Here is a 25,173-nt window from a genome sequence, read left to right on the forward strand (position 1 = left end):
GCCCGAGGTAGGCACTCGAGCGTCAGGCGGGATCGACGAGCTCGATGAACCGGGACAGCAGGGACAGCCCGGGGATCGAGGGCGGCAGGGCCGTCGTGAGCGCCGGCGAGTACACGAGGTACGCCGCCCACTTGGCGCGGGAGAGCGCCACGTTCAGCCGGTTCGGCATCAGCAGGAAGTCGAGCCCCCGCGGGATGTCGGCAGCGCTCGACGCCGCGAGCGAGGTGATCGACACGACGGCCTCGCGCCCCTGGAACATGTCGACTGTGCCGACCTGGGTCCCGCGGAGCCCGGCGCGGTCCAGGGCGTCCCGGATGAGCGCCCCCTGCGCGTTGTAGGGCGCGACGACGATGACGTCCTCGTCGGTGAGCGTCCGTGTGTCGTCGCCGTCGACCCACCGTCGCCCGACCAGGTCCCGCGCGAGCTCCACCACCCGCACGGCTTCCTCGGGCGAGGACGTCGTGTTGCCGCTGTGGACGACCGGCACCGGGTGGACCCCGGCGTCCAGCCCGTCGAGGTGTCGCCCGCTGACGATCGAGGTCAGCTGCCCGTCGTACGACAACCCGGAGACCGACGCGGTGAGGGCGGGCTCCATCCGCCGGGTGTGCGCGAGGAAGTACCCGTACTCGGGCGGCAGCACGTGCTCGCCGTCCGCCAGCCAGCCGAGCGCGGACTGGTCGACCGGCTCCGGGTGCGACCCCTGCGACACCTGCGGGAGCTGCTGCGGGTCCCCGAGGAGCAGCAGCCGGGTCGCGGCGATCGAGGACGCGATCGTCGGCGCGAGCGAGAACTGCCCGGCCTCGTCGACGACGAGCAGGTCGAGGGAGCGCCGCGGGATCGTGCCCTCGTTCGCGAACGTCCACGCGGTGCCGCCGACGACTCCCCCGGTGCCGGTGTCCGCGCAGGACGCCAGGAACGCGGACACCGCGGCGTTGTTCTTCACCGGGGTCCAGTCGGCGGCCTCGAGGTCGTCCTCGTCCGCCCCGGACTTCGGCACCTTCACCACGCGGTCTGCAGGCACCCCGGCCCGGACCACCGACGACAGGAAGTTCTCGCTCGTCGCGTGGGACTGTCCGACGACGCCGACGCGCCACCCGTGCTCGCGGACGAGGCGGGCGACGACGTTCGACCCGACGTAGGTCTTGCCCGTGCCGGGAGGGCCCTGGATCGCCAGGTACGACCGATCGAGTCCGAGCAGCGTCGTCACGACGGCGGACACCGTGTCGTCACCGGCGACGGGCGCGATCGTGCCGCGGGGCGGGACGCGGCGGAGCAGGTCGAGTGCCGGGTCGGGCAGCATGTCCGGCAGGGCGTCGAGGACCTCCTGTCCCCACTCGGCGATCGCCTCGGGCTGCGGCTTCGCCCTCGGCGGTGCTGCCGGGGCGAGCGCGACGGGGAACTCGTGGTGCGGTTCGCCGCCGCCGACGGGGAGGCTCTCCTTGACCAGGACCTCGAACAGGTCACCGTTCTGTCCGGCGTCCAGCAGGACGGCGCGGGCCGACGCGCCCTTCGACCCCGGCGCGGGGGCGGCGACCGATGGCGGGAGCGGGTCGTCGTAGACGAGGTGGGGTGAGCCTCCAGGCCGGAGCCGCGAGCCGGGCGCGAGCGTCCCCGACAACCGGATCTCCCGCGACTGCGACCGGGCCCGCGGCAGCGTGTCCCAGTCACGCTCGACCGAAGCGCGCTCGACGACGAGGACGTCTCGCGTGTCCGCCCAGTCGTCGACCGGGTTGCGGAGACGGTCGAAGTGGTCCTGCCAGAACGTCTTCGCCTCGCGCCGGTGGTAGTCGATCGCCGCGGCGGCGAGCGCCAGTGCCGTCTCGTCCGGAGTGCGGTCGAGTGCCTCGACACCGTCGAGGTGCGCCGTCAGCGCGGTGTACACGGGGTTGGGCTCACGCTCGACCGGGATCGGCGGCAGGTCGAGCTCGGTCGGCGTCTCGGTCACGGGCGGCCGGAGGGACAGGAGCCAGTCACGCAGGCGCAGGGTCGAGCGGCAGTCGTAGGCGTTGTAGTCGGCGACCTGGTCGAGCATCCGCTGCCCTGCGGCTGGGTCGCCGCTGCGGAGCTCCTCGATCGCGTCGACGTAGGCGGTGATGCTGTCCGCCGCGTTCGTGACGTCGCTCTCGCGCAGGTCCGAGCCCATGTAGAGCGGCTCGAGCTTCTTGATCGAGTAGCTGTGGCTGCCGACGACGAGGGCCTTGCGGACGATCGGGTACAGGTCGACGAGGACGCCGGCGCGGAGCAGGTCGTCGACCGCCTCTTCGCCGACCCCGTGGCGAGCCGCGAGCGACAGCAGGTGCGTCCGTTCGTAGGCGGCGTAGTGGTACACGTGCATGCCCGGGTGCTGCTGCCGACGCTCCTCGATGAACGCGAGGAAGTCGAGCAGCGCCTGCCGTTCGTCGCGGATCGTGTGCGCCCAGAAAGCGGTGAAGTCGGCACGGTCGTCGACCAGGCCGAACAGGTAGTCGAGGCCCCAGTGCACGCCGTCCTCGGTGTGGAGCGGATCGCCCTCGAAGTCGAAGAACACGTCGCCGGCATCCGGCGACGGGATCGCCTCGAGGGCGGTCGGGTCGGCGAGTTCGAAGACCGGCTCACTGCGGTACTCCGATTCGACCTGGAGGCTCGCCTGACGTACCAGCCGATCCAGCGTCGACCGCGACATGCCGGGCACGGCCGCGGTGCGGCCCGCCAGGTCGTCGATCGTGAGCACCCCCTGCCGGTTCAGCTTCGTCCGCTGGTCGAGGCGCATACCGGCGACGAGCACCAGGTCGCGGTGCTGCTGCACCTGGGTCCGGCAGACCGCGCACCGCCCGCAGCTGGACCACCGCGGGTCACCCCAGCGGAGCGGTTCGTCGTCCGCCAGGCGCTCCGCGATGACGCGGTGCAACTCGGCCCGCTGCGTGCGGTACACCGGCGTGATGTCGGCGAGGTCGTGCGTGGTCGTCGTCCGGTCGCCGAGCACCAGGTGCACCTGCTCGCCCGTCGGGATGTCGTGCGCGCGCATCTGCTCGGCGTAGGCGGCGAGCTGCAGGAGGGCGCTGATCTTGGCGTGGCGGGCGAGCTTGGTGTCGTAGACCTCGTACTCGCCGCGCTCGTTCCGGATGATGAAGTCGGCGAAGCCGATGAAACCGTCCTCGTGCTCCGTCGCGGGGGCGTGGAACGTCGGTTGGAAGAGGACGTCGGCCCCGTCGTGCATCGCCCGTCGCGCGGCCTCGGCTGCCTCGGCGTACTGCGGCGGTGCCGGGCGGTCGAACTCCACGACGTCGTGGGTGCGCTTGAGGATCTCCAGGTAGTCGGCCTCGTGCTGGTCACCGAGTCGCGCCGTGCGGTCGAGCATGTCGTCGTGCTCGTCCGGCAGGGGTTCGGCGCGGCCGAGCTTGGTGTCGAGTCTGCGCAGGAACGCCCACTCGCACGACGCCCACGTGGTGAGGTCGCTCGGGCTGAGGAGCGCGCGGCCCTCGGGGGTGATCTGCATGGGAACCACCGTACGGGTGGCGGCCGACACCGGAACGGAGGCTGATATGCTGCCGGACGTCCACTTCGGGGGAAGGCGATTCCGTGGCACAACTGGTGTTCGACAAGGGGGCCGTCGGTCACGTCGCGGACAAGGTCAGCAAGAGCGGGGCTCGAGCAACAACCAGAAACTTCTCGACCCGATGACTTCCTTCATCTGCCGGACAGGGGCCACCGCGCTCATCCTGACGATCGCACTGACCGTCAACGCATGCTCCTCGACGAAGGGAACGCCAGCCGTGGACGCCAAGCAGGCTTCTGACCAGATGCAGTCGCTGGTTCGCGACACGATGAAGGCCGCCGGCGGCGAGTGGAAGAGCACGAGCAACGGTCCAGCAGCAGACCCGTGCACGATGCCAGATGGCAATGAGGGCGTCTGGTTCTCATGGAATCAAATAGCTGATGGCACGAGCAACCCGGCTGCTGTGACGGAGCGCGTCGACCGCACGTGGCGAGACCAAGGCCTCGCCACGCAGGATCACAAGTACAAGCGGGCCGACGGGGAGACCTTGCACAGAGTCGGTTCCGCGGAGCGCGAAGTCGATTCGATCCAGTTCAACGCGACTACGGACCAGATGTCCATCAATGTCCAGTCGCTCTGCGGAGCCGGCAATGTCGACGAATTCCCGGTGCCCTGATGGAGCTACCCGCTTCGTCGCTGCGCAATCGCATGAGAATTCGACGAAGGCTTCGGCAACGCCGTCTCACGCCCACAAGGCGACCACGGCGTTGAGAACCGTGTGGCGGCCGGATGCGCAGGGATCGAGCGCGACATCCCCACCGCTGCGGACATCCACGCCGGCCATGGGTACGTCGCGCAGGCACCACGCACAGTCGACGACGACGGCCCGTTCGGCACAAAGGGCGACGGATGGTCGTGGATGGGCGAGATGGGCAGCATGACTCGTCACAATCCTGCGAGCTCGTCCTTCGGTGGCACCTACCTCCCCACCGCGGGCGTGCCGCGGGACGCAGACATGCACGGTGTCACGAAGTCCGGCTCGCTCCCCGACTCGTCGAGGGCCATCCCGCCGCATGCCCGAGCTTCCTCGGAGCAGTCACGAGGCGATCGCGGAGAAGATCCGTGCGTTGCAGTACTCGGCCGTCCCGGAGCCGACCGCGCCGAAGCGGTACTCCAGGAGAACGGCTACTCCACGCATCGGACAAGGAGCACGTTGAACGACGACCGGCCCCGCTCCTTCGTCGGTGCGAACTGGCCCGGGAAGTGGGCGATCGGCCTGCAGCTCTCGTCAGACTCCGCCGGAGGCAATGCCGGGGACTCCGAATGAGGGCTCGCGCAGCCGCACTCGTCCTGATGGCCTGCCTTGCTGTGTCCGGGTGCGCACGGATGGCTGAGCCGCCGGACTCCCTGACGGCGGAGCGGGCTTCCGACCAGATGCAGGCGCTGGTCCGCGTCACGATGGTGACGGCGGGCGGGAACTGGACAAGCGAGAGCAACGGGCCCTCACCCGACCGCTGCACGACAGCGGCCGGCACTGACGGCGTCGTGTTCTCGTGGGACCAGACCTCCGACGGAGTCGACGATCCGGGCCCTGCCGTGGATCGCGTGGACCGAGCATGGCGAGAAGAAGGGCTCTCGACGAACACCCAGAGCGTCAAGCGCGCGGACGGCAAGATCCTGCACCGGGTCGGCTCGACCGACGATGACGTGGACTCGATCCTCTTCGCCGCCACGACGAGCCGTATGACGATCCAGGTGCAGTCGCTCTGCGGAGCGGGCGACGTGGACGACTTCATCGACGGCGGCGATTGATCCCGCCGCTCACTTGTCCCACGCCGCCGTCGGCGGGAGTCCTCGCCGTGCACGTTCGGCGTTGAGCAGCTCCTCGACGAGCGCTCGTTTGCCCGTCGTGTACCCACGCCCGTCGTCGACGTCGGCGAGCGCCCGCTTCAGCTCCCCGTACCGCTGACGCGCCTCGGGATCGGCGAGCAGGGTGTCCCGGAAGAGCCGCTGGTTGCAGGTCTCCCAGACGTCGTCCGCGAACACGTGGAGGATGTGCGTCCGCCGCTCCCCCGACGATCGCACGTACACGCCGTGGTTCTTCGGACCTCGCCGATGCTGCTCGTACCCGAGCGGCGTGACGAGCGCGGCGAGCCCGAACGGGTCGACGCCGACAGCGGCACGAGCGGCGAGGTCGATGATCGGCTTCGCGGCGAGCCCGGGGACCGCTGTGCTCCCGATGTGTTCGATCGCGATGACGTCGGGGCCGAGTGCCCGCGCGAGCCGGTCGGCTTCGGCGCGGAAGAGCGCTGCCCACTCCGCGTGGTGTTCCACGAGCTCGACCATCTCGGGCAGCGTACCCATCTCGATGCCGTGCGCGACGTCGTCGAGCCGAGCCGAGCCTCCAGTCCGGCCGCACGCAGAACGCACCCGCGACGGCTTCGGTACCGTGGTGTGGCAAGGGGGAACGATGAGCGACAGCATCAACACGTGGGGCGGCACCGTGTCGAAGGGGGCCGCGAAGCCGCTCTTCGTCGTCCGACGATCGTGGCTCGCGTCGACGTTCCTGGTCATGGTCGGTGGCGGGGCCCTGGTGATCGGGATCCTCGGCGCCGTCGTGCAGTCGAGCTTCGCGCCGGACCTCGGGGGCGGCATCCCTGCGATGCTGATCGGCGGCGGCATCGTGCTCCTGCCGTTCGGCCTGGTCTTCGGCCGCTCGCGGATCAGGGTGTACGACGAGCGCTACGACGTCCGACGGGCACTCGGTCGCACGCGACGCCGGGACGTCAACGACGTGCACCGGCTCCGCTTCGCGACACAGTCGAACGGCAGCGTCACCTTCGTCATGCTGACCGGCTGGAACGCGGAGTCGAAGAAGCAATTCACGGTCCTCACGAGCAACCGCGGCTACGCGGAGTTCGAGGACTGGCTGGCGCGACACCGTCCGGAGCAGTGGGCGGAGTGCGAGCGCCTCGGCATCCCCGACTAGCTCCGTGGGAGGCCCGGATCGCCTCCGCAGGGTCACCCGCCCATCGGGCGAGCCGGTTCGCCGATCAGGCAGGCGGTCCTGGTGACGAAGGTCCGGTCCTCGGGCCGGTACTCGACGGAGCCCCCGGATCGCGGCGCGAACACGAGCGACCGTTGACCATCGGTGACGGTGCCCTTGCCCGCCGCTGACTGCTTCGCCCACACGGACGAGACGTACGCCGCAGCGCGCGCTCGGTCCACGGACGACGACAGCACGAACGACTCGGCGTACTCCGTGCAGGCGATCCCCGCCGGACTGGTACCCGGGCGATCGCGGTCGGTATTCGTCGCCGACGCGTCGTCGTGCGGGACGACGACCTCGGTCCCGAGCCCGCGCGCGAGGGCGTCGACCCGGGACTGCAAGGCGACCTGGGCCCCGTCGGGGGTGAACTCGGCGCCGAGGTCCCCGTGGGCGAAGTACCCGAGACGGGCACGCTCGGCGAACACCGCGTCGTCCGTCGGCGCGAACCGGAACACCGTGATCGCCGCCGGGACGACGAGCGCACCCACCAGCGCCAGACACGCCACGTCGGCGACGAGCAGCACGACCGCGCTGCGAGACCGCCCACGCCGACGCAGCACCAGCACGGCGAGCACCAGCGACACGAACGCGGGCACGACACCGAGGACGAGTGCTGCGTCCTGGTGCCCCAGGTAGTCGCCGCTCCCGTGGCTGACCTTCCGGGTCGCGAGGACGACCCAGACCCAGAGCTGCAGGACGAGCGCGACGACGGTCCCGGCCCAGGCAGCGACACTCCAGCCGATCAGCGAGCGCGGGAGCTTCGACGGCACGACAGCAGCCTGGCACACACGGGCGCAGTGCCGGGTCCTCACCCGACCAGGCGCGGCGCCGGAGGCTCCCCCCATCGAAGCCTCCGACGCCGCGCCGGCTCAGACCGCTGCTGCCCGCAGTGCCTGCTCGGAGAGCGACACCAGGTCGTCGGCCCGGAGGCCCGGCCAGCCGTGCAGCAGCTCACGCCACTCCTCGGGCAGCGCGGACGCCCCGTACAGCGCGCCCGCGAGGCCGCCGGCGATCGCCGCCACGGTGTCGGTGTCGTTGCCCGACCGGACCGCGGCGACGAGGGCGGTCTCGAGCGAGTCCGTCCGCAGCACCGCGGCGTAGGCAGCCTGCAGTGCGGAGACGACCCACCCGTTCGTCGCCGTGAAGTCCACCGGCTGACCGGCCTCGGCGGCGGACAGTCGCTCCGCCCACATCTTCCGCCGCTCGGCCGGCAGCAGGTCGACCCCACGCCGGACGTCGAGCTCCCCGTGCAGGACCGCGTGTCGGATCGCCACGCACCACAGCACGCACGCGTCCCCCGCGTCGGCTTCGTGGTGGGTGAGGTCGCTGACGGCCCGCGCGGCGTCCGCGAGTTCGCGCTCGTCGGCGTCCACGTACGCGAGGACCAGCGGCGCCGTCCGCATCAGCGATCCGTTGCCGGCGGAACGACCGCTCTGGTCGTGTTCCGTCCGGGCTGACGCCCGCGAGGCGGCGGCGGTCCGAGCCTCCAGTCCGGTGAGCACCCTGCTGGTCTGGATGCCGACGTCGGGGGCGGTACGCGCCCACTCGGCCCATGCCGCGACGAGTCCGTCGAGCGCTGCCTCGTCGGCAAACGATCCACCGCGCGCGGCGGTCCGCAGGATCGGTACGGCCATGCTCGTGTCGTCGGTCCACTCCCCCGGCCCCCAGTTGAACGTGCCGCCGCCCTTCATGCGGATGGGCATCGGCTCCGGGACCGGCGGCTGGAACTCGTAGCCAGCGCCGAGGGCGTCGCCCGCGGCGGATCCGAGGACTGCGCCGATGGCTCGGTCCGTGGTGTTCGTCATGGCCCCTCCAGTTTTACGCACGATTGCGTAAACCCAGTGTGCACGAGTCGACCGGTTTGCGCAAGTACGCGTAAACTCGACGCGTGACCGAGTACCGCGATGCATCCGGCAAGCGCCTGGCCGACTACCCGCGCCCCTCCGTCGCGGTCGACACCGCCGTGCTCACCGTGCCGGTCGGAGGGCCGCTGTCCGTCCTGCAGGTCCGCGACCAGGTCGACGGGGACTGGCGACTGCCGGGGACGTTCGTGCACGAGGGCGAGCGGCTCGCGGACGCGGTGCTGCGGTCGTTGCGGGCGAAGGCCGGGATGACGGGGCTGGCGCCGCGACAGTTGCACGTGTTCGATGAGCCGGGGCGGGACAGCCGGGGGTGGGTGTTGTCGGTGGCGCACCTCGATGTGGTGCCGGCGGCGTCGCTGTCCCTCGGGGACGATGCCCGACTCGTGCCGGTCGGCGATGCGGCGGGGATGGTGCACGGGCACGACGACATCCTCGGGTTCGCGGTGGCGCAGCTCCGGGCCGACCACCGGGGCGCTCCCGATCCGCACGGGTTGCTGCCGTCGCCGTTCACGATGTCCGCGTTGCGGGGACTGCACGAGGCGGTGCTCGGGGAGCGGTTGCTGCCGGACTCGTTCCGGCGGGCGATGGTGCCGATGGTGACGGCGACCGGGAAGCGAGCGGCGGAGGGGCCGGGGAAGCCGGCGGCGTTGTACGTGCGGTAGGGGCCGGGGTCGGCTTGTTCCGGGGCGGCCTTGCTGCCGCCTCGCCTCAGCTCTCTTCGCCTGAGTTCTCTTCGCCTGAGTTCTCTTCGCCTCGGTCCTCTTCGCCTCGGTCCTCTTCGCCTCGGTCACCGAGTCGGACGAACCGTGGGCCGTCGTACCCGTCGCGCGACACGTGCGCGGTGAAGTCGTCGAGCGACCGCACCCAGTGCCCACGCTCTCCGTACAGCGCCTGGTAGACGACCACCGGTGCCTCGGTCTCCACGTCCCGCGCGAGGAGCACCACCTGGTACTCGCCGCCCTTGAAGTGCCGGTAGCGGCCGGGGGTCACGTCGTTGCTCACCGTTCCGATGCTACGAGAGGCGCTTCGCGAGCGTTGCACCGGCCGTTCCCAGATGCTGACGGTGCTCTCGAGCTTGTCGTACCGGTACGGCTTGGTCTCGCCAGTCGGGGCGTATCCGAGCGCGTTCCAGAACGGCTCGGCGACGTCGGCGTTGGTCGCCACGATGCCGAGGCGGATCCGTTCCGCGGTCGTCTCCTGGCGGATGCGTTCGAGCACCGCGTCGTGGAGACGCCGGCCGACGCCCTGTCCCTGGTGTGCGCCGTGCACGATCAGCAGCCCGATGTACGCAGTCGAGGGGTCCGGGTAGCCGAACAACACGTCGGCGAAGGCGATGAGTGCGCCGGCGTCCCACAGACCGATGCCCCGCTTCCCCGCTGGGTCGGAGTCCGGCGGTACGGAGATCAGCGCCGAGAGGGCGTCGGACTGGCCCGGGGGCTGGCCGGTGACGCGTTCGGCGTACGACGGGAAGGACTCGATCAGGGCCTGCAGGGCGCTGACGTCGTCCTGCTCGAGGTCGCGAACCACGGTTTCCACGCAGACAGTGTCCGCGCACCTATGGACCCCCGCTCTTGGGCTCACCGGTACGGATTGAGTGAGCATCGCCCCGTTTCGTCATCCTTTCAACCGCGATGATCGGTAGCTCCCTTGCATTGATGTTTCAGTTTCAGTATGTTGGCGGCACCAACCAGTGAAAGGAGGGCTCGTGTCGGATCTCACGCTCGCGAGTCTCACGTCCACGTCAACGCTCATCGCCCAGTCACCACGTGCGATCGCGGACCACTTCGGATTGCGGCAAGACCGAGTAGTCGTTCTCATCATCATCGCGCTCGCGCTCATCCTCGCGGTCGGGGTAGTAGCCGCTTGGTGGATCACCTGTCAGAACAAGGGGATGTATCCCGCATTGGACATGCCGTCGTGGAACGCCGGCGGTACCTGGAAGGCTTACTGCAAGAAATGAACACCGCGGCCGAGGAGCCCGCGGAAGCGGTGCTCCGAGTTCGACAGATATCGAAGCGGTACCGCAAAGACGTCGCACTGCAGGAACTCGACCTTGAGATCCCTGCCGGCGAGATCCACGGGCTCCTCGGCTCCAACGGCTCGGGGAAAACGACCGCGCTTCACATGATCACGGGCATCCTCTCGGCGGATTCCGGAACGGTGCAGCACATGGGTATTCCCCTCGCCGAGACGGCGTCGCGCCTGCAGTTCGGATTCGCTCCGGACGACCTCCCGTTGCCGCTCGGGCTGACGGGCAGCGAGTTCCTGCAGCTGCACGATGCGTTTCGAGACCGCAGAGATTTCTCCCGTGCCGAAGAGTACGCGGGGGTGTTCGGCGTTCGAGACGCCTTGTCTCGACCGATGGCCGCATACTCCCACGGCATGAAGCGGAAGTTGCAGCTCGTCGCCGCGCTGATGCACGAGCCGAGCCTGCTGATCTTGGATGAACCGTTCCGCGGGCTGGATCCGCAGACCAGCGGAGTTCTCGAAGACGCGATCACCTTCTTCACTGCTGCTGGTGGCTCGGTGCTGATGGCAACGCACGATCTCCTCCGCGCCCAGCATCACTGCGACTCGCTCACCATCCTCCACCGGGGTCACAAGGTCGTCTCTGGCGCGCCGAAAGCCCTCATCCACGAGTACGGCTCCCTCCACGCATGCTTCACCAGCTCCACCGGCACGCAGGTCGAGGCCGACCGTCGTCGTGACACACTCCGTGCTCTCCTAGTCGAACGGTGAACCCTTCATGCTCGTGAAAGCCATCAGCAAATTGACCATCGGCCTCGCTACCGGCGTTGCGCTTTGCTTCCTGATCACGGTCGCAACAGTGGCCGCGTCAGCAATCACTTCTTCCCCGGTCACCATTCCGTTCGTCTTCTCCGCGTCAGTGGTCGAGGAGTCCGGCCTCCCTGCGGTGGAGTTCGTCCCGAACTTCTGGGGCTTCGGTGTCGTCGTGCTCCTGGTAACGCTTACGTTCCTCAGCGTCGGCTTCCGTAAGCGAGCCGGTTGACGTGCGGTCTGTTGCACTCGTCGCGAATGCTGTACTCGCGGTATGGGCGAGCGACCTTGCTCGAAGTTCCGGCGTTTCCCGGCGAACGATTCGACTCACCGCAATCGGCGGTGCAATCGGATTGATGTTCTTCGGCGTGGTCCTCGGCATCACGACGACGAGCGCCGTCGATGGCGACCTCAGCACTGAAGTGACCAATCTGATCCTGCGGACCGCGGCGTCCGGCACGCTTCTCACATCGGCGTTGATTGCTCTCGTACTGACGCTGACCGCGCCCATGAGCACAGCCATCGACAACGTCTTTGCGTTGATGCCGATCTCGCCGGGAGCCATTCGGCTCGGCAAGCTCGTGCCTCTTCTCGGAGCGAGCTTCCTCGCCGCTGGCTCGCTCGCACTTCCGACGGTCCTGATCGCGTGGAAGCTGCTTCCGGCATCGTCTGCGGTGGTACTGACGATCATGCTCGGAATCGCTGCCGGGCTGACTCAGCTCCTCGTGCAATGCGCCCTGCACGCAGCTACGTCGGCACTTGTCGTGTGCAAGCTGAACCACCTCGTGGCTTCCACCGTGAGCGGAGCCTTCGTACTCGGGGCTGCACTTGTGCTCTACGGGCGCGGGGTGATCAGTCCTCAGCCGCCGAACCTGGCGGCCCCTTCGCTCTACCTCGAAGACGCCGTCCTGAGCGTCAGCACGGCACCTTCGCCGTGGGCCTGGGCGACGATGACCGGATGGATGTTCGTGGCAGCAGCAGTCGCACTTCTCATGTCGCGCCTCCGCGCGACCACAACCGGAGGCGTGTCCATCCCGATCCTTCGATCGAGCTTCAGCCTTGCCGGTCGTCACAGTGGACCAGCGATCGGGAGCGCCCTGCTGCTGCTCAGAGCACCACAAACCTTTCTCGGTCTCCTCGGAATGACGCTTGCGTTCGCCGCCGGAGCGCTGTTGCCGCCGCCCATCCTTCCGACGCCGGTCGGGCAGACCCTGGTGACCTCGGCCCCGGCAGCCGCCTTCACGTTCGTCCTCTTCGGTCCTGGGCGCTCATTGCCGTGGTCCTGGATGGGCTCATCAGCCACCGGTCGGAGTGATTGGTGGATCGTGCCCACAGTGACCGCGCACTTCGCGACGTCGGTGTTGGCTGCGATACCCCTGCTCTCGATGGCACTGATCGCGGAATTCATGGTGCCGGCCGACCTCCCGGAGTTCTTCGCGCGAGCGAGCGTGCTCTTCGCCGCGGCGCTCATCGCAGGCTCACTGATCCCCGTGAGCCAGGATCAGCCGTTGTCCGGGAGTATCGCTCTCGTTCTCGCCACGCTCGTGTACCTCGTCTCCGTTCAACTCGCTGATCTCGTGACATCGAACGGACACGAGGTCTGGACGACGACGGGGACTCTCGCAGTGGGGGTGGCACTCACGCTGCTGGCCCTTCTCCCCCTACGGAATCTCCGAACGACGTGACCCTGCACGCCTCCACGTGTTCCACCATCGACGAGCGGTTGGTGGCGCACTGCCCGCACTTCGGCATCGCAGTCCCCCTGGGGACTCGGCAGGGGCGAGTCAGAGCGGAGGACCTGGGGCTCGTCGCGATCTGCTCCTCGCGGTGGTGTGCTGCCGCAACGGGATCAGCGCATCCGGTGCCGTTGGACACCTCGCGACGAACGTCCTTCCTCGCGATCCCCTACTCGATGGTGTGCTCAGCATTCCTACCGCTGACACTGACGTTGATCGCAGCATGGTGCTCCTTCCTACTCGGCGAACCGACTGGTGGTGTCACCTTGGTCGTGACGTTGGTCACTCTCTTGTTCTTCAACGTCGCGCATGAGTTCGGCCACTTCGCTGCCTTGTGGCTCGTGGAGTCGACGTCGCAGCACGCGCACTTCATCAGCCGGTTGGGATTCGGTCACCTGATTCGTCCGGTGCTCCGCGGGTGGCGCGAGGCCGCCGTCGTCATCGCGGGACCCGCAACGGCGGCGGCTTTCGCTTCCCTTCTCAGCATCGGCTTCAGCACCCAAAGCCACACCAAGGTCGTCAGTTTCCTCCTCATCGCCATCGGGGTCGGGCATCTGAGCACCCTCGCCCTGCCGCACGGAGATGGCGCAAATCTACGGACTGCTCTTCATCGCAGAGCCGCCGACTAGGGGAAGCGGTTAGTTCCAGCACCCTGATCCGCGTGATCTGCAGAGCTCGAGCAGTGGGCTCACTCGCTGAGCTGACTCGCGCTTCCTGCCTCGGCGGTGCACGGCGCATCGCGAATGTCACGATCACCGGGCGTGACCTGAACGCCGACGACCGCGTGGCCGTTTTCGGCGCGATTCAGACGCCCCTCCAGGCCACCCCGATCAGTGCCACAGACCTCGCCTCCGCCTGAGGTCGTTCTCTCGCAGAACAGACGCGACGCTCAGGGAACCACGAAGTGCCGAACGGACCCCTCGATGACGTCACCCAAGCCCGCAGCGACCCAAACTGCCCTAGCGTTCTCGCTCTGCCGCGTAGCGCGGCGCCGTTGACTGCATCTGATCGATGACGAGCTTGATCGCGCCGGGCTGCTTGTCCGGCGGTTGCTCGCACGGCGACGATGGGCACGCGATGTGGCGAAGCCGCGATCCGTCGCAGGACCCGCTCGGCGGCTTCGGGTCGCGGTGATTGGGACGTGCAATCACCGCGATTCCAACGGTCAGGCTTGCACGCCCATCGACCGAGCTAGTCGCTGCGCGATTGCTCGCATCTGCTCACCGAGCGCTGCCGGGGTGCTGTCCGTCCGGAGGGCAAGTCGACAGATCGAGGCGCCATGGACGAGCTGCACATTCTTTCCTGCCTCTTGCCCAGCCGCGTACACGAGCCACCCCTCCCCCAACCCGAACCGCCGGCAGTAGGCCGCCATCTGGTACAGGTCAGCGTTCGGGTACTGCCCGTGCTTCTCGACCTTGTACTTCACGTCGATGCACGCGCGCACCACCCCGTCGACGACCCACACCAGGTCCGGCGCGATCTTCACCGTGCCCTCGACGTCGAGCGTCGATGCGTACTGCGACACGAGCTCTCCCCCGTACGGCTTGAACGCCTCGCGGAGCGCTGCAGACACGAAGTCCTCGAACACCGACCACATGTCGACGAGGAACCCCGACGCGACAACGGATCCAGCTCGCTGCTCGACCGACGACCCCGACAGCACGAGCGACGCCAGTGCCAGCGCCGACGAGTACCGCGCGTTCCGCCGATCCGCCCGCACCACAGGAACCGGAGCCCCGACCGGGATCACCGACACTCCGTCGAGCACCCGCACGACCCGTCGCAGCGCCCCGAGCACGTCCGACGGCACCCCCGGCAGCCGCAACAACCGCGTCGCAGCCGTCAGCAGCACCTGGTTCTCCGGGATGTCCTCGACGTAGTCGTCGAACGACACCTCTACCGGCAGCGGCTGTCCACCCCGCCGCATCAGCTGGTCCCCGATCCGCCACCGCCCACGCACGAGCGGCAGCGCATCCTCACGCGTGACGTACCCGCGGAGCGGCCCTCCGGCGAGCGCCCGTGAGGCCTGCCGCACGAACGCGTGCGCCAACGCCGGCACCAGGTCCTCGTCCTCCTCGAACCCGAAATCGTCCTCGGTCCAGATCGCGCTGCCGGCACGGGCGTACCCGAGCATCGCGAACAGCCGACGAACAGGCGTCTTCGGCTTCAGCCACACCGTGTGCCCCGCGATCCGCACGACGCCCACCTTCCGGACACCGCTGACGCGGTACTCGTCCGCGCCGAACGTCGGCGCAACGGTCGCGATGTTCGCCGCTGCGAGCCCGACGGCCACCGCGCGCGGCAGCCGGTGCACCACCGGCTGGTCCGCCTCCCGCAGCTCAATCGTCGACGGAAGCACCTTCGGCTCCGTCCGCCGCCGCAGGTGCGGGCTGGCGACGCAATGTCGCCAAGCCGTACCGAGCCTCCAGGTCGACGCCCTCGCCGTAGTGGTGCTCCGCCAGCAGCGGCAGGATCTCGTACCGCCACACGTCCTGCAGACCAGAACCGGCAAGATCACGCATCAGGAATGACGGGCCCACCTTGGCGTCGTGGTCCTGGATCTGCGCGTTGAGTCGCGTCAGCAGGTCCGCGCGGTCGTCCTGGAGGCCGTTGGTCGCCACCCAGCGCGCCAGCACGTTCTGCACGGGCTCACGTCCAGGGTGCAGTTCGATGAACGCGAAGCGGCGCCGCATGGCTGCGTCGAGCATCGCGATCGAGCGGTCGGCGGTGTTCATCGTGCCGATGACGAAGATGTTGCTCGGCAGGGTGAACGGCTCGTCGCTGTAGAGCAGGGAGATCTCGCTGTCGCGGTACTCCAGCAGGAAGTACAGCTCGCCGAAGACCTTCGCGATGTTGCCGCGGTTGATCTCGTCGATGACCAGGAAGTAGTTCGCCTCGGGGTTGGCGGCGGCGGCGTCCGCGAGGCGGCGAAGCGGGCCCTTGCGGAGCGTGAACGCGAGGTTGCCGCCGTCGTCGTTCGCGACGGGGCGGAAGCCCTCGAAGAAGTCCTCGTAGGAGTAGGTCGGATGGAACTGGACAATGACGGTCTCGCCGTCGTCCCCGCCCTTCGTGACGTGCTTGGCGAGTGCCTGGGCGAGGAAGGTCTTGCCGGTGCCGGGCGGGCCGTAGAGGATCACCTGCTTCCGGCGCTCGATGAGGTCGAGGGTCTCCTGGAGCCATGGGAGCGGCATGTGGAGTCCGTTGGCGAGGATGCCGTCGGCTGACGGGAACCCCGATCGCACTGGGTCAGGACCAGGGACCGGCGGGTCGATGACTGGCGGCTCAACGGGAAGCCGCTTCTGCCACCGTGACACGAGGGGCTCGACGTAGTACAGCGCCGGGCCCTTGACCTTCTGCTGCAGCGCGATGGTGATCTGCTGGAAGGCGGCGTCGGGGTCGTCCTCCATCTGCCCCTCGACTTCGCCCGCGAATGCTGCACGGATCGCTTCACGGTTGTCGCTGGAAACGACCTCGCCGAAGTACTCGGGGTGGACGAGGAACAGCAACTCGTTCCGCTGGATGGGCAATGCAGTACCGGGGAGTCCTGCGACGACCTCACGCCAGGCGGTCGGGTCCTCGAGCGCTTCAGCACGAGCGTCATCGGTCAGCGTCAGCCAGGCATCGACGCATTCGATGAGCATCGAGGTCGCATCGAACATGTGCCCGGAGATGCCCTGGCCCGGGTTGAACGACCACGAGCGGAACGCATCGTCGATCTCCGACGGGATCGTGACCGGATGTTCCATCTTGTCGAGCAGGAACGTGACTCGTTCCCGCTTCTTCCGCTCTCCTGGCTGCTCCAACGGGAGGACCTGCCAGCACAGGAGTTCGGCCATCAGGAGCTTCGCATCGTCACTTGCCCCGTCGAACTGCACGGCGATCTTGTCGAGGAAGCCCGCACCCAGTACGTCAGGCTTGCCGATGAACCGCTCCCGCAGCTCGGCGACGACGCCCCTGCGCCACACGGCGCGGCCCGGCGCGAACACGGAGTCGAGGTCCCGGAGGCCGCGTTCCGAGAAGATGAGCGCTGTGGCGCGGATGACCTCGGCCTGGCGGTTCGGGGCCACGATCTCCGTCGCGAGCCGCAGTGCGACGTCCTCGTTCTTCAGCCGCTCAAATTCACGCTGGCGCGCGCTGAGCTCTGATCCGAATTCTTCGAGCGGACGGTCTCGCGAGCTGTAGTCGCGGCCGAGGTCGGTGACGAGCCACTCCCCGCGCTTCGGCTTCTCCATGAAGCCGGCGTTGACGAGCCCGGCTGAGCCCCAGAAGAAGTCCGAGTTGCCCAGGGGCTTTCCCTTGGTGTTGGGGTTCAGCTCGTCGCCCTCGAGTGGATGGACCGACAGGACGTGGTCCCACACGTCGAGCCGACGAGCGGACCCGCCTTGCTCATCGAGGTACCGCAGTGCTTCGCGGAGTCGCTTGAGTCGATTCTGCGCTCTGGTCATTGCCCTGTTCCTTGCTCTCGGCTCCGGTCGTCAGCCAGCAACGAACGCAGTCTCCGGTGCAGCGTCATCGTCTTCTTCGGTGGCATCAACCGGTTCCTCTTCGGGATCGACGGCAAGCCCTGCGGGCAACGGCAACCCGTACTTCTCGCTCAGGAACCGTGTCTGGCAGTACCGCTTTGCGTCCTCGGCGACGTTCGCGAGCACCGTGGAGTTCACACCGGCTCCGATCAGGATGCCGACCACTGGCAGGAACTTCGCGGCGCTCTGCACCGACACGTGCGCGCCGGAGGGCCCGAGGTGCTTCATGATCTTCTCGATCGCGGCGAGAAGGCGGTGGTCTGCACGGAGCTTCGCGGACCAGTTGATCCGTCCCTGGGCGGCCTGCGCAGCGCGGCTCGCCTCGCGGAGCGGTCCCGCCTTCGCGGCTTGTGCCATGAATGACCTCCGGACCAGCCGCTGGATGAAGGCCTGCTCGTCAGGGTCCTTTGCGTCAAAACCGTAGGAGTAGGCGACCCGCGCAGCGATTGCGGTGCTGAGGACCTGCAGCACGAGGATGTCCGCTGTGATCGCCGCAGGCAGGCCAGCGATGGGCACGAGTGCCAACGCTCCCATGGCTGCACCTTCGGCAGCACCGGCCGTCCGCCATTGCAGGGTGTTCATCGACAGCAGGCGGTCACAGGACTTCAGGTCCACGGAGCTGAGCTCCGTGAAGTCGGTGATCTGCATGTCACGCTTCTGCGCCAGCTTCACGACCACCTTGGGGTCGTTGAGCTCGAGCGCCCACGTGTTGACGAGCTCCAACAGTGCCACCGCGCTCTCGAGCGCGGGCTTGAGCGCAGCGTCTGTGACCGCTGAAGTCGCCTGCCGGATCGGCTTCTTGACCATCTCTGGCACCACGCGAACGACCCGACCCGTGGCTTCTGAAGTCGCATGGGCACCGCGATCGATCGCGGCACTCGCCCACTGCCCCACCACGCGACGTTGACCGCGCTTCTCCCAATGTTGCAGGAGCGACTGCCAGGCCTTCTGCTCGTAGGGGCTCATCTGACCGGCGACTGCACTGCCCTCGTTCTTGAACACCTGCTCATCATGTACGAGCCCAGGGAGCACCACCATGATCTGGATGGGGTCGGCGCGTTTCCGCACGAACAGCACGCTGCATCCAGGTGCTTGGGCCAACCAATCCAGACCGGGTACAGGCAATCGCAAACGACCCCCGAAGGTGGGCGCGAGGAAGCCTCAGGATGGCGCTGACTCCGTGTGACGATGGAAGCGACGCCGGAACGGCGACCTGGAGGGCGAGGATGACGACGACTGACGACTCCGCTGAGCGCGCCGGTCGGGCAGGCTCCTCGGCCCGCCGCGAACACGAACGACGCCGTGCGAAGGACGAAGCAGCGATCCGAGCCAGCTGGGGCAAGCTCGGCGGGATCGCGGTCGCGCTGACCCCGGAGCGCCAGAGCACGACCGCCTGGCGGACCGGCGCGATCGGCGAGGAACGGGTCGGAGCAGCGCTCGATGCCCTGGCGTCCGAGTCCATCAGGGTGCTGCACGACCGTCGGGTGCCGAAGTCGCGCGCGAACATCGACCACATCGCCGTGACGTCAGCGGGGGTCTGGGTCATCGACACGAAGCGGTACAAGGGTCAGCGACCGACGCTCCGCGTGGACGGAGGCCTCTTCCGCCCGAGGACCGAACACCTCGTCGTCGGAGGCCGAGAGAAGGCGTCGCTCCTGGCGGGGATGGCCGAGCAACTCGCGGTGCTCCGCTCCGTGACGGACGTGCCCGTCACGGGAGCACTCTGCTTCGTCGACGCGGACTGGCCGGTGTTCGGCGGTTCGTTCCTGGTCGATGACGTGCACGTGCTCTGGCCGAACAAGCTCGCCAAGCTGCTCCGGAGCGCGGACGGCGATGTCGACGTCGACGCGGTCGCGACCCGCCTGGACTTCGTGTTCCGACCGGCCTGACCGCCTGTCCACAGCCTCCGCCAGACCTCGATGAGGGCGGTCTCCGCACGCCTACCCTCGACCCGTGCAGCACTGGGAAGCCACCGACGCCCGGCGCCGACACATGGCCCGCTTCGGTCGCCGCGACACCGCCCCCGAACTCGCCCTTCGCCGTGAGCTCCACGCCCGCGGCCGCCGCTTCTTCGTCGACCGCCGTGTCAGCACCACTACGAGGTGCCGCGCCGACCTCGTCTTCCCGAGGGCGCGTGTGGCGGTGTTCGTCGACGGTTGCTTCTGGCACTTCTGCGAGGAGCACACGCACCTCCCGAAGGCCAACGCCGCGCTCTGGCGCGCGAAACTCCTGGCGAACCGGCAGCGCGACGCCCACCACGACGCCGTCCTCCGCGGCGAGGGCTGGAAGGTCGTCCGTGTGTGGGAACACGAGGACGTGCACGACGCCGCCGACCGCGTCGAGCACGAGCTCGACCGGTGGTGGGCCATCGTCGGCTGAGACGCATGCCGATGCGGCAACGTCCGAAGTCGACGCCGACGTCAGCGCAGCAGCGGCCGGAGCCGGGACACCTCCCGCCGCCGCCCACCCCTACACCGCTGCCGCCAAGCCCAACTGCTCCCGCGCCACCACCGCATCCGCCGCAGGCGGCCGCCCGTACGCCTCCCGGTAGTCCCGCGAGAAGTGCGACGCACTCCGGAACCCGACCGCAGCAGCAGCCCCCGCGGCGGTCTCCCCGTGCACGACCATCCGCCGCCGGGCCTCCCCCAGTCGCGTCCGCTTGAGGTACTGCGCCGGCGACATCCCGGTCGCCTCCTTGAACCGCGCGAACAGCGTCGACTCGCTCACCAGGAGCTCCCGCGCGAGCCGCGGCATCGACCACTGCTCGTCCATCCGCATCGTCAAGAGCGCCGTCGCTCCGGCCACGACCGAGGTGCCGGCGTCGTCGAGCGCCGCGGTGATCCGGGGTGCCTGGGACGACTGGAGCAACCGCAGCACGATCTCCCGTGACACGAGCGGGAACAGGACCGGGACGTCCTCGGGTGCGTCGAGCAGCGCGAGCAGTCGTACGAAGGCGTCGGCGAGCGGCGCGGTCCAGGTGCCGAGTCGTGGCAGTTCGCCGCGGAGCGGCGGTGCAGGCGAGTGCATCGTGGCGGCGACCTCGCCCACGACAGCCGGGTCGAGCCTCCAGACCGCGGAGACGAAGCCTGCGGCTCCGGCCGTGTCGACGACACCCGCGACCACGGGGAGGTCCACGGGCGTGATGACGAAGTGTTCGCGACCCCAGACCTGGTCGTCGTCACCGATGACGGAGTGTTTCCGACCGCGGAGGACCACGGAAAGCGACGGCACGTACCGGCGGTCGAACATGCCGGACGGTTCGTGGACGCGTGACACCGTCAGGCCGAGCGACGCAGCACGGTGCGCGGATCCGGGCCGCGCCGCCGTCTCGACGGTGGTCGCCGACCGGAGCACCGCCGCGTGGTCGCTCGCGATGGCCGCAGCGCGGTCCAGGTGCTGTGCGGTGACGTCGTCCACGCGTCCAACCTAGATGCCGGGAGGCCGTGGTCGCCCCGACCGGTCGGCCGTCGGACCGTGGGTGCAGGATCGGGCAAGGTCCCCACCGGATCCGGCAAGGGCGCGGCGGTCCTCCGGACCGACGATCGATGCATGACCACAGGAACGAACACCAGGACCGCCCTCGTCACCGGAGCCTCCAGCGGCATCGGCGAAGCCATCGCCCGGGAGCTCGCCGCCGACGGCTACACCGTCGCGGTCGCCGGACGCGACGGAGAACGCACACGGACCGTCGCGGAGGACATCGTCCGACAGGGCGGAAGCGCCGTCACGGTCGTCGGTGATCTGTCGCAGGGCGCCGATGCCGTCCGGGCCGTCGCGGCACGCGCCCGGGAGCAGCTCGGCGGCCACGTCGACGTCCTCGTCAACAACGCCGGCGTCTACCCGGGCGGACCGACCGAGTCCCTCGACGACGACACCGTCGACGCGCTCCTCGCGACGAACATCCGTGCGCCGCACGTCCTCGTCGCCGAACTCGCGCCCGCGATGGCCGAGGCGGGATCGGGCAACATCGTCAACATCGGATCGTGGATGGCCCGGGTGGGGGTGCCGTTCATGGCGCTCTACCCGGCGACGAAGGCCGCCGTGGAGCAGCTCACCCGCGCCTGGGCCGCCGAGTACGGTCAGCGCGGCGTCCGTGTCGTGACGGTTGCTCCCGGTGCGACGGCGACGCCCGGGAACGCGGACTCGGCGGACGTGCTCGCCGCGATGACGCTGGGGACGCCGGCGGGCGTGCCGGTCCGACCGGTGGACATCGCCCGAGCGGTCCGGTGGGCGGTGTCGGACGAGGCCGCGTTCCTGCACGGCGGGACGATCGACGTCGACGGCGGGATCGCCTCCACGCGGATGCGGTGACGGAACCGCGGAGCTGACGGGGCGGTGAGATCCGCGGTGGCGCGGTCGTCGGCGCCGCGCTCCCCTGCGGTCAGCGCCGCGCCTGCCCTGCCAGACACCTCGTCTGCAACGTCACGTCCGTGTCGGTCGTCGTCACCTCGAGGTACCCGGAGTCCAGCCACCGCTTCCCGGTGAACGTGGCGCTCCGGTCGGCCACCGATTCCTGCGTCAGGCCCGCGTCCTCGAGGACGGCCCGCGCGGCAGCCGTCCGTCGGGCGACCTCCTGCCTGCCGAGGAGGCTCGCGTCGAGCTCCTCGTCGGTCCGGGCGACGCCCTCGGGGATGGTGGACGTCCGCCACTCCCAGGTCTGCTGCGCTCCCCACTCCTCGTTGGAGAGCGGGCAGGCGCTGCTCGAGCGGAGGACCTGCTCGTCGGCCAGGTCTGCTCCGAGCGCACCGACGGCGGCCGCTCCGATCGTGTCGAGGTCGCGGGCAGCCTGGGCCTGCGTGCGGCTCGTCTCGACGGCGGAGAGCGGCTGCGCACGGCGGTGGTGGTCCGATGCCCAGTCCACGACGACCCCGGTCGAGGCGAAGCCGACCGTCCAGATGCCGAGCACCGCGATGACCAGGCAGGCAATCGGTGCCCCCAGCCTGATCGCGGCCCCGCGACGTCGCTGCGTGAGGTGGACCACGCCGACCGCGGTCGGGAACCCGATCGTCACCACCGCGATGACGACCGAGCCGAGTGCCCGCGCTCCGAGACTCGGTCGGGTCTGCCCCGGGCCGAAGTCCCCCACGACGGAGAGCACCACCCACGCGAACGTCCCGGCGACGAGCACCACGGCGCTCGTCACGACCCAGCCGACGCCGCCCCGCCCCCGCTGCTCCGTTGGTCCCCCCTGCACGATCCGAACCGTACCAGGGCCCGAGGCAGCGTCGGCGGTCGTGTTCCGCGCGCGCTGGCCGCGCATCCTCCGGACGCCGGCGGTCGGTCGCCCAGGCAGCATGCTGCCTCCAGAACGGGCGCACGCGATCCTCGCCTACCCACCCCTCAGTTCCAGGTCGCCCGGGTCACCAGCACCGCGATCGGCAACGACGCCGCGAGCAGGACCCCCACGACGACCGCCGCCGTCCGCACGCGTCGGAAGCCCTGCTGCCCCACCCAGATGAGCAGCAGCATCGCGGCGATGTACGCCGGCGGGACCAGCAGCAGCGGCAGGAACCCGAGTCCCGTCCACTCGACGAGCGCACCGGCGAACAGCTCGTACACGGTGCACGCGGTGGCCACCGTCAGCGCGACGAGGACCCGGGTCGGCACCCCACGCGCCCTCGTCCGCGCTCCGACCTCAGTCATCGCCCGGCCCTCCGGCGAGGCAGCGCGTCTCGAGGGACACGTCGCTCGACGTCCGGGTCACGCTCGCCGAGGCCTCCGCCAACCAGCCGTCACCCAACGCCCGGAGATCCCAGCCGTACGGTTCGGCCTCGCGGAGCCCGGCGCCCGTGAACACCTCGCGTACGGGAGCCACGCGCGCATCGGTCTCGTCTGCCGACAGCAGGTCCGCCTCCCGCTCCGCATCGGTCCGCGGGGTGTCCTCCGTCGCTGGGCTGACCGACCAGTGCCAGGTGTACTTCGTGCCCTCCGCCAGGTTCGACAGCGTGCACCCTCGTGGGAAGTGCACGGTCTTCCCGGCACCGGGGTCCGCGCCGAGTGCACGCACGGCACGCTCGCCGACGGCCGCCAGGTCGCGCTCCGCCTGGTCCGGCGTCCGACTCGTCTCCGTCGCCGTCAGCGGCTGCGCGCGCCGATGTTCCTCGGCCGCCCAGCTCTGGGCGACTCGCGCGGTGGGGTACCCGAGGCTCCCGGCCGCGAGGACCACGAACACGCCGCACGCCACCGGTCCGACGAGCGTGACCGACCGGTCCCGCCGTCGCTGCTGCAGCAGCACGACCAGCCCGGCGAGCGGCAGCCCCGCGACCACGAGCGTGACGACGATGCTCCCCGTTGTCTGGGCCGCGAGCGACCGGTCCGAGTCGTCGACGCCGTTGTACCCGGCCAGTGCGACGAGCAACCAGGCGACCCAGCCGACCGGCAGGACCAGCCCGCTCGCCACGATCCAGCCGATGCCGTTCCGCCGCCGCGGCGGCGACCACGCGGTGTCGTCGACCATGTCTTCCCCCGTCCCCCGGTCCCACACTAGCGATGGCCGGACGGGAGGCACGGCACCAGGCCGCCACGCGCCTCCCGTCCGCAGTCGGGCCGCGGCTCGAGCAGCGCCCGCTCCCGCGACCCGGAGGCACGGACCGTCGCTCCTGCGGAGTGCTTCGGCCACGATCCCGGAGGCCGTCGCTCAGTCGGCGGAGGCGAGCGCTGCCTCCGTCACCACGTGAGCACGAACCGCCCCCGCGTCCCGCCCGCCTCGAGCCGCTCGTGCGCCTCCGGAGCGCGATCGGCCGGGAGCACCTCCGCGATGCGCGGGGTGATCGTCCCGCCCTCGACGGCGTGCCGAAGTCGCTCGAGCTTGTCGAACGACCGGTACTCACTGAACACGAAGACGCGCTCGAACCGCACGCCGTCGGCGCCGTTGCCCTCCCACCCGCGCACGTCGATGAAGACGCCACCCTCGCGGACGGCGGGCACGACGACGTCGCGTTGCACGGCGGCGTCGGCGAGGGCGTCGACACCGTCTGGGACGATCGCCCGGACGGCTGCGGCGAACCCGTCACCACGGGGCACGATGTGGTCGGGGCCGAGCGAGCGCACGAGCGCCTCGTCCTTCGGTGCCGCATCGGCGATGACCGTGATCCCCTCGGCCTTCGCCAGCTGCACCAGGTAGTTGCCGAGCAGCCCAGCCGCACCGGTCACGGCGAGGGTCCCGCCCCGCTGGATCCCGGCGAGCTCGAGCATCCGGATCGCGGTGAGCCCGTTCATCGGGACGGTCGAAGCGAGCTCGATCGAGGTGTCCTTCGGCACGTGCGTGAACGACCCGACGGGAGCGACGAGCTCCTCGACGTACGCCCCGCCGTGGGTGCTGAGGGGCAGCGCCATGGCCATCACGGCGTCGCCGACGTGCCAGCCGGACACGTCCGGCCCGACTTCGTCGATGACCCCGGCAGCGTCCATCCCCGGCACGTAGGGCGCCTCGGAAGCGGAGCTGTCCCGCTCCCCCGCGCGCACGCCTGTGTCCGTCGGGTTGACCGCGAACGCCTGCACGCGGATCCGGACCGAACCGGCGCCGGCGTGCGGCTCCGGGACCTCGTGGACGGCGAGGGCCTCGGGCCCTCCGAACTGCTCTACTCCGACGACCTTCATCACTCCGTTCTACCGGCCTCGACGGAAGAAGTCCCGGTGAACGCAGAAAGCCCCTGACCAGTACTGGTCAGGGGTTCCCTGGTGTTACACGTTGAGTCCGGCGGCGTCCTACTCTCCCACAAGGTCCCCCTTGCAGTACCATCGGCGCTGA

25 protein-coding genes are annotated in these 25,173 nt (G+C 69.4%); 11 read left to right on the plus strand and 14 right to left on the minus strand.

What is annotated here, in order from left to right; all coding sequences use genetic code 11:
* Positions 1–22: 22 nt before the first annotated feature.
* Positions 23–3,475, minus strand: a complete 3,453-nt coding sequence (locus FS641_RS03130) for a TM0106 family RecB-like putative nuclease (protein WP_144759676.1) — start codon at positions 3,473–3,475, stop codon at positions 23–25.
* A 181-nt stretch (positions 3,476–3,656) separates the two neighbouring features.
* Here FS641_RS03130 and FS641_RS03135 point away from each other — a divergent pair, with 181 nt between their 5' ends.
* Both FS641_RS03135 and FS641_RS03140 read left to right on the plus strand, forming a co-directional pair.
* Positions 3,657–4,151, plus strand: a complete 495-nt coding sequence (locus FS641_RS03135; protein ID WP_144759679.1) for a hypothetical protein — start codon at positions 3,657–3,659, stop codon at positions 4,149–4,151.
* A gap of 710 nt (positions 4,152–4,861) precedes the next feature.
* On the plus strand, positions 4,862–5,287 hold the full coding sequence (locus tag FS641_RS03140) for a hypothetical protein (protein WP_144759682.1): 426 nt from the start codon (positions 4,862–4,864) through the stop codon (positions 5,285–5,287).
* 9 nt (positions 5,288–5,296) lie between these two features.
* Here FS641_RS03140 and FS641_RS17900 read toward each other — a convergent pair whose 3' ends face one another.
* Entirely contained in the window at positions 5,297–5,821 is a 525-nt protein-coding gene (locus FS641_RS17900; protein WP_186317549.1) for a GrpB family protein, read from the minus strand.
* Positions 5,822–5,945: 124 nt separating this feature from the next.
* On the opposite strand from FS641_RS17900, the gene FS641_RS17905 reads away from it, so the two are divergent.
* Entirely contained in the window at positions 5,946–6,464 is a 519-nt protein-coding gene (locus FS641_RS17905; RefSeq protein ID WP_186317550.1) for a hypothetical protein, read from the plus strand.
* Positions 6,465–6,496: 32 nt separating this feature from the next.
* On the opposite strand, the gene FS641_RS03155 is transcribed toward FS641_RS17905, so the two are convergent.
* Together FS641_RS03155 and FS641_RS03160 are read right to left on the minus strand one after the other, a co-directional pair.
* On the minus strand, positions 6,497–7,294 hold the full coding sequence (locus FS641_RS03155) for a hypothetical protein (RefSeq protein WP_144759690.1): 798 nt from the start codon (positions 7,292–7,294) through the stop codon (positions 6,497–6,499).
* Positions 7,295–7,393: 99 nt separating this feature from the next.
* Positions 7,394–8,329 (minus strand): ADP-ribosylglycohydrolase family protein, encoded by a 936-nt coding sequence (locus FS641_RS03160; protein ID WP_144759693.1) that lies wholly within the window; start codon positions 8,327–8,329, stop codon positions 7,394–7,396.
* An 83-nt stretch (positions 8,330–8,412) separates the two neighbouring features.
* Here FS641_RS03160 and FS641_RS03165 point away from each other — a divergent pair, with 83 nt between their 5' ends.
* On the plus strand, positions 8,413–9,048 hold the full coding sequence (locus FS641_RS03165; protein WP_144759696.1) for an NrtR DNA-binding winged helix domain-containing protein: 636 nt from the start codon (positions 8,413–8,415) through the stop codon (positions 9,046–9,048).
* A gap of 46 nt (positions 9,049–9,094) precedes the next feature.
* On the opposite strand, the gene FS641_RS18355 is transcribed toward FS641_RS03165, so the two are convergent.
* The gene (locus FS641_RS18355; RefSeq protein ID WP_260855638.1) at positions 9,095–9,922 is read right to left on the minus strand and encodes a GNAT family N-acetyltransferase; all 828 of its coding nucleotides are present in this window, start codon (positions 9,920–9,922) and stop codon (positions 9,095–9,097) included.
* A 169-nt stretch (positions 9,923–10,091) separates the two neighbouring features.
* Between FS641_RS18355 and FS641_RS17910 the strand changes: the two genes are divergently transcribed.
* The 4 genes from FS641_RS17910 (at position 10,092) to FS641_RS03190 (ending at position 12,849) form a co-directional block, all read left to right on the plus strand.
* Positions 10,092–10,346, plus strand: a complete 255-nt coding sequence (locus FS641_RS17910; RefSeq protein WP_186317551.1) for a hypothetical protein — start codon at positions 10,092–10,094, stop codon at positions 10,344–10,346.
* Entirely contained in the window at positions 10,343–11,125 is a 783-nt protein-coding gene (locus tag FS641_RS03180) for an ABC transporter ATP-binding protein (RefSeq protein ID WP_186317552.1), read from the plus strand. Before FS641_RS17910 ends, FS641_RS03180 begins: the two co-directional genes overlap by 4 nt.
* A 13-nt stretch (positions 11,126–11,138) precedes the next feature.
* Positions 11,139–11,396, plus strand: coding sequence for a hypothetical protein (locus tag FS641_RS03185; RefSeq protein ID WP_144759702.1), 258 nt, complete (start codon positions 11,139–11,141; stop codon positions 11,394–11,396).
* Positions 11,397–11,520: 124 nt separating this feature from the next.
* Entirely contained in the window at positions 11,521–12,849 is a 1,329-nt protein-coding gene (locus tag FS641_RS03190; protein ID WP_144759705.1) for a hypothetical protein, read from the plus strand.
* A gap of 287 nt (positions 12,850–13,136) precedes the next feature.
* Here the strand turns inward: FS641_RS03190 and FS641_RS03195 are convergent, their stop codons facing one another.
* The 4 genes from FS641_RS03195 to FS641_RS03210 form a co-directional block, all read right to left on the minus strand.
* A complete protein-coding gene (locus FS641_RS03195) occupies positions 13,137–13,454 on the minus strand; it encodes a hypothetical protein (protein ID WP_144759708.1) in 318 nt (105 codons plus the stop codon).
* 611 nt (positions 13,455–14,065) lie between these two features.
* Positions 14,066–15,259, minus strand: a complete 1,194-nt coding sequence (locus FS641_RS03200; RefSeq protein ID WP_144759712.1) for an McrC family protein — start codon at positions 15,257–15,259, stop codon at positions 14,066–14,068.
* Positions 15,240–17,345 (minus strand): AAA family ATPase, encoded by a 2,106-nt coding sequence (locus FS641_RS03205; protein ID WP_144759715.1) that lies wholly within the window; start codon positions 17,343–17,345, stop codon positions 15,240–15,242. Before FS641_RS03205 ends, FS641_RS03200 begins: the two co-directional genes overlap by 20 nt.
* Positions 17,346–17,375: 30 nt before the next feature.
* Complete coding sequence (locus FS641_RS03210) at positions 17,376–18,500, minus strand: EcsC family protein (protein WP_260855641.1); 1,125 nt, start codon at positions 18,498–18,500, stop codon at positions 17,376–17,378.
* A gap of 149 nt (positions 18,501–18,649) precedes the next feature.
* Here FS641_RS03210 and FS641_RS03215 point away from each other — a divergent pair, with 149 nt between their 5' ends.
* Complete coding sequence (locus FS641_RS03215; protein WP_260855643.1) at positions 18,650–19,312, plus strand: nuclease-related domain-containing protein; 663 nt, start codon at positions 18,650–18,652, stop codon at positions 19,310–19,312.
* Positions 19,313–19,376: 64 nt separating this feature from the next.
* Positions 19,377–19,802, plus strand: coding sequence for a very short patch repair endonuclease (locus FS641_RS03220; RefSeq protein WP_260855644.1), 426 nt, complete (start codon positions 19,377–19,379; stop codon positions 19,800–19,802).
* A gap of 90 nt (positions 19,803–19,892) precedes the next feature.
* Here FS641_RS03220 and FS641_RS03225 read toward each other — a convergent pair whose 3' ends face one another.
* On the minus strand, positions 19,893–20,840 hold the full coding sequence (locus FS641_RS03225) for an AraC family transcriptional regulator (protein WP_144759721.1): 948 nt from the start codon (positions 20,838–20,840) through the stop codon (positions 19,893–19,895).
* 132 nt (positions 20,841–20,972) lie between these two features.
* Here FS641_RS03225 and FS641_RS03230 point away from each other — a divergent pair, with 132 nt between their 5' ends.
* A complete protein-coding gene (locus FS641_RS03230; protein WP_144759724.1) occupies positions 20,973–21,734 on the plus strand; it encodes an SDR family NAD(P)-dependent oxidoreductase in 762 nt (253 codons plus the stop codon).
* A gap of 70 nt (positions 21,735–21,804) precedes the next feature.
* Here the strand turns inward: FS641_RS03230 and FS641_RS03235 are convergent, their stop codons facing one another.
* From FS641_RS03235 to FS641_RS03250, 4 genes are all read right to left on the minus strand, one after another.
* Positions 21,805–22,617: a hypothetical protein gene (locus FS641_RS03235; RefSeq protein ID WP_144759727.1), complete on the minus strand. Its 813-nt coding sequence runs from the start codon at positions 22,615–22,617 to the stop codon at positions 21,805–21,807.
* 146 nt (positions 22,618–22,763) lie between these two features.
* Complete coding sequence (locus FS641_RS03240) at positions 22,764–23,066, minus strand: hypothetical protein (protein ID WP_144759730.1); 303 nt, start codon at positions 23,064–23,066, stop codon at positions 22,764–22,766.
* A complete protein-coding gene (locus FS641_RS03245) occupies positions 23,059–23,880 on the minus strand; it encodes a hypothetical protein (RefSeq protein ID WP_144759732.1) in 822 nt (273 codons plus the stop codon). The genes FS641_RS03240 and FS641_RS03245 overlap by 8 nt, the downstream gene beginning before the upstream one ends.
* A 209-nt stretch (positions 23,881–24,089) precedes the next feature.
* Positions 24,090–25,022: an NADP-dependent oxidoreductase gene (locus FS641_RS03250; RefSeq protein ID WP_144759735.1), complete on the minus strand. Its 933-nt coding sequence runs from the start codon at positions 25,020–25,022 to the stop codon at positions 24,090–24,092.
* Positions 25,023–25,173: the final 151 nt, after the last annotated feature.

Origin of the sequence: Curtobacterium sp. 9128 (assembly GCF_007673775.1) — a bacterium.
Taxonomy (GTDB): Bacteria; Actinomycetota; Actinomycetes; order Actinomycetales; family Microbacteriaceae; genus Curtobacterium.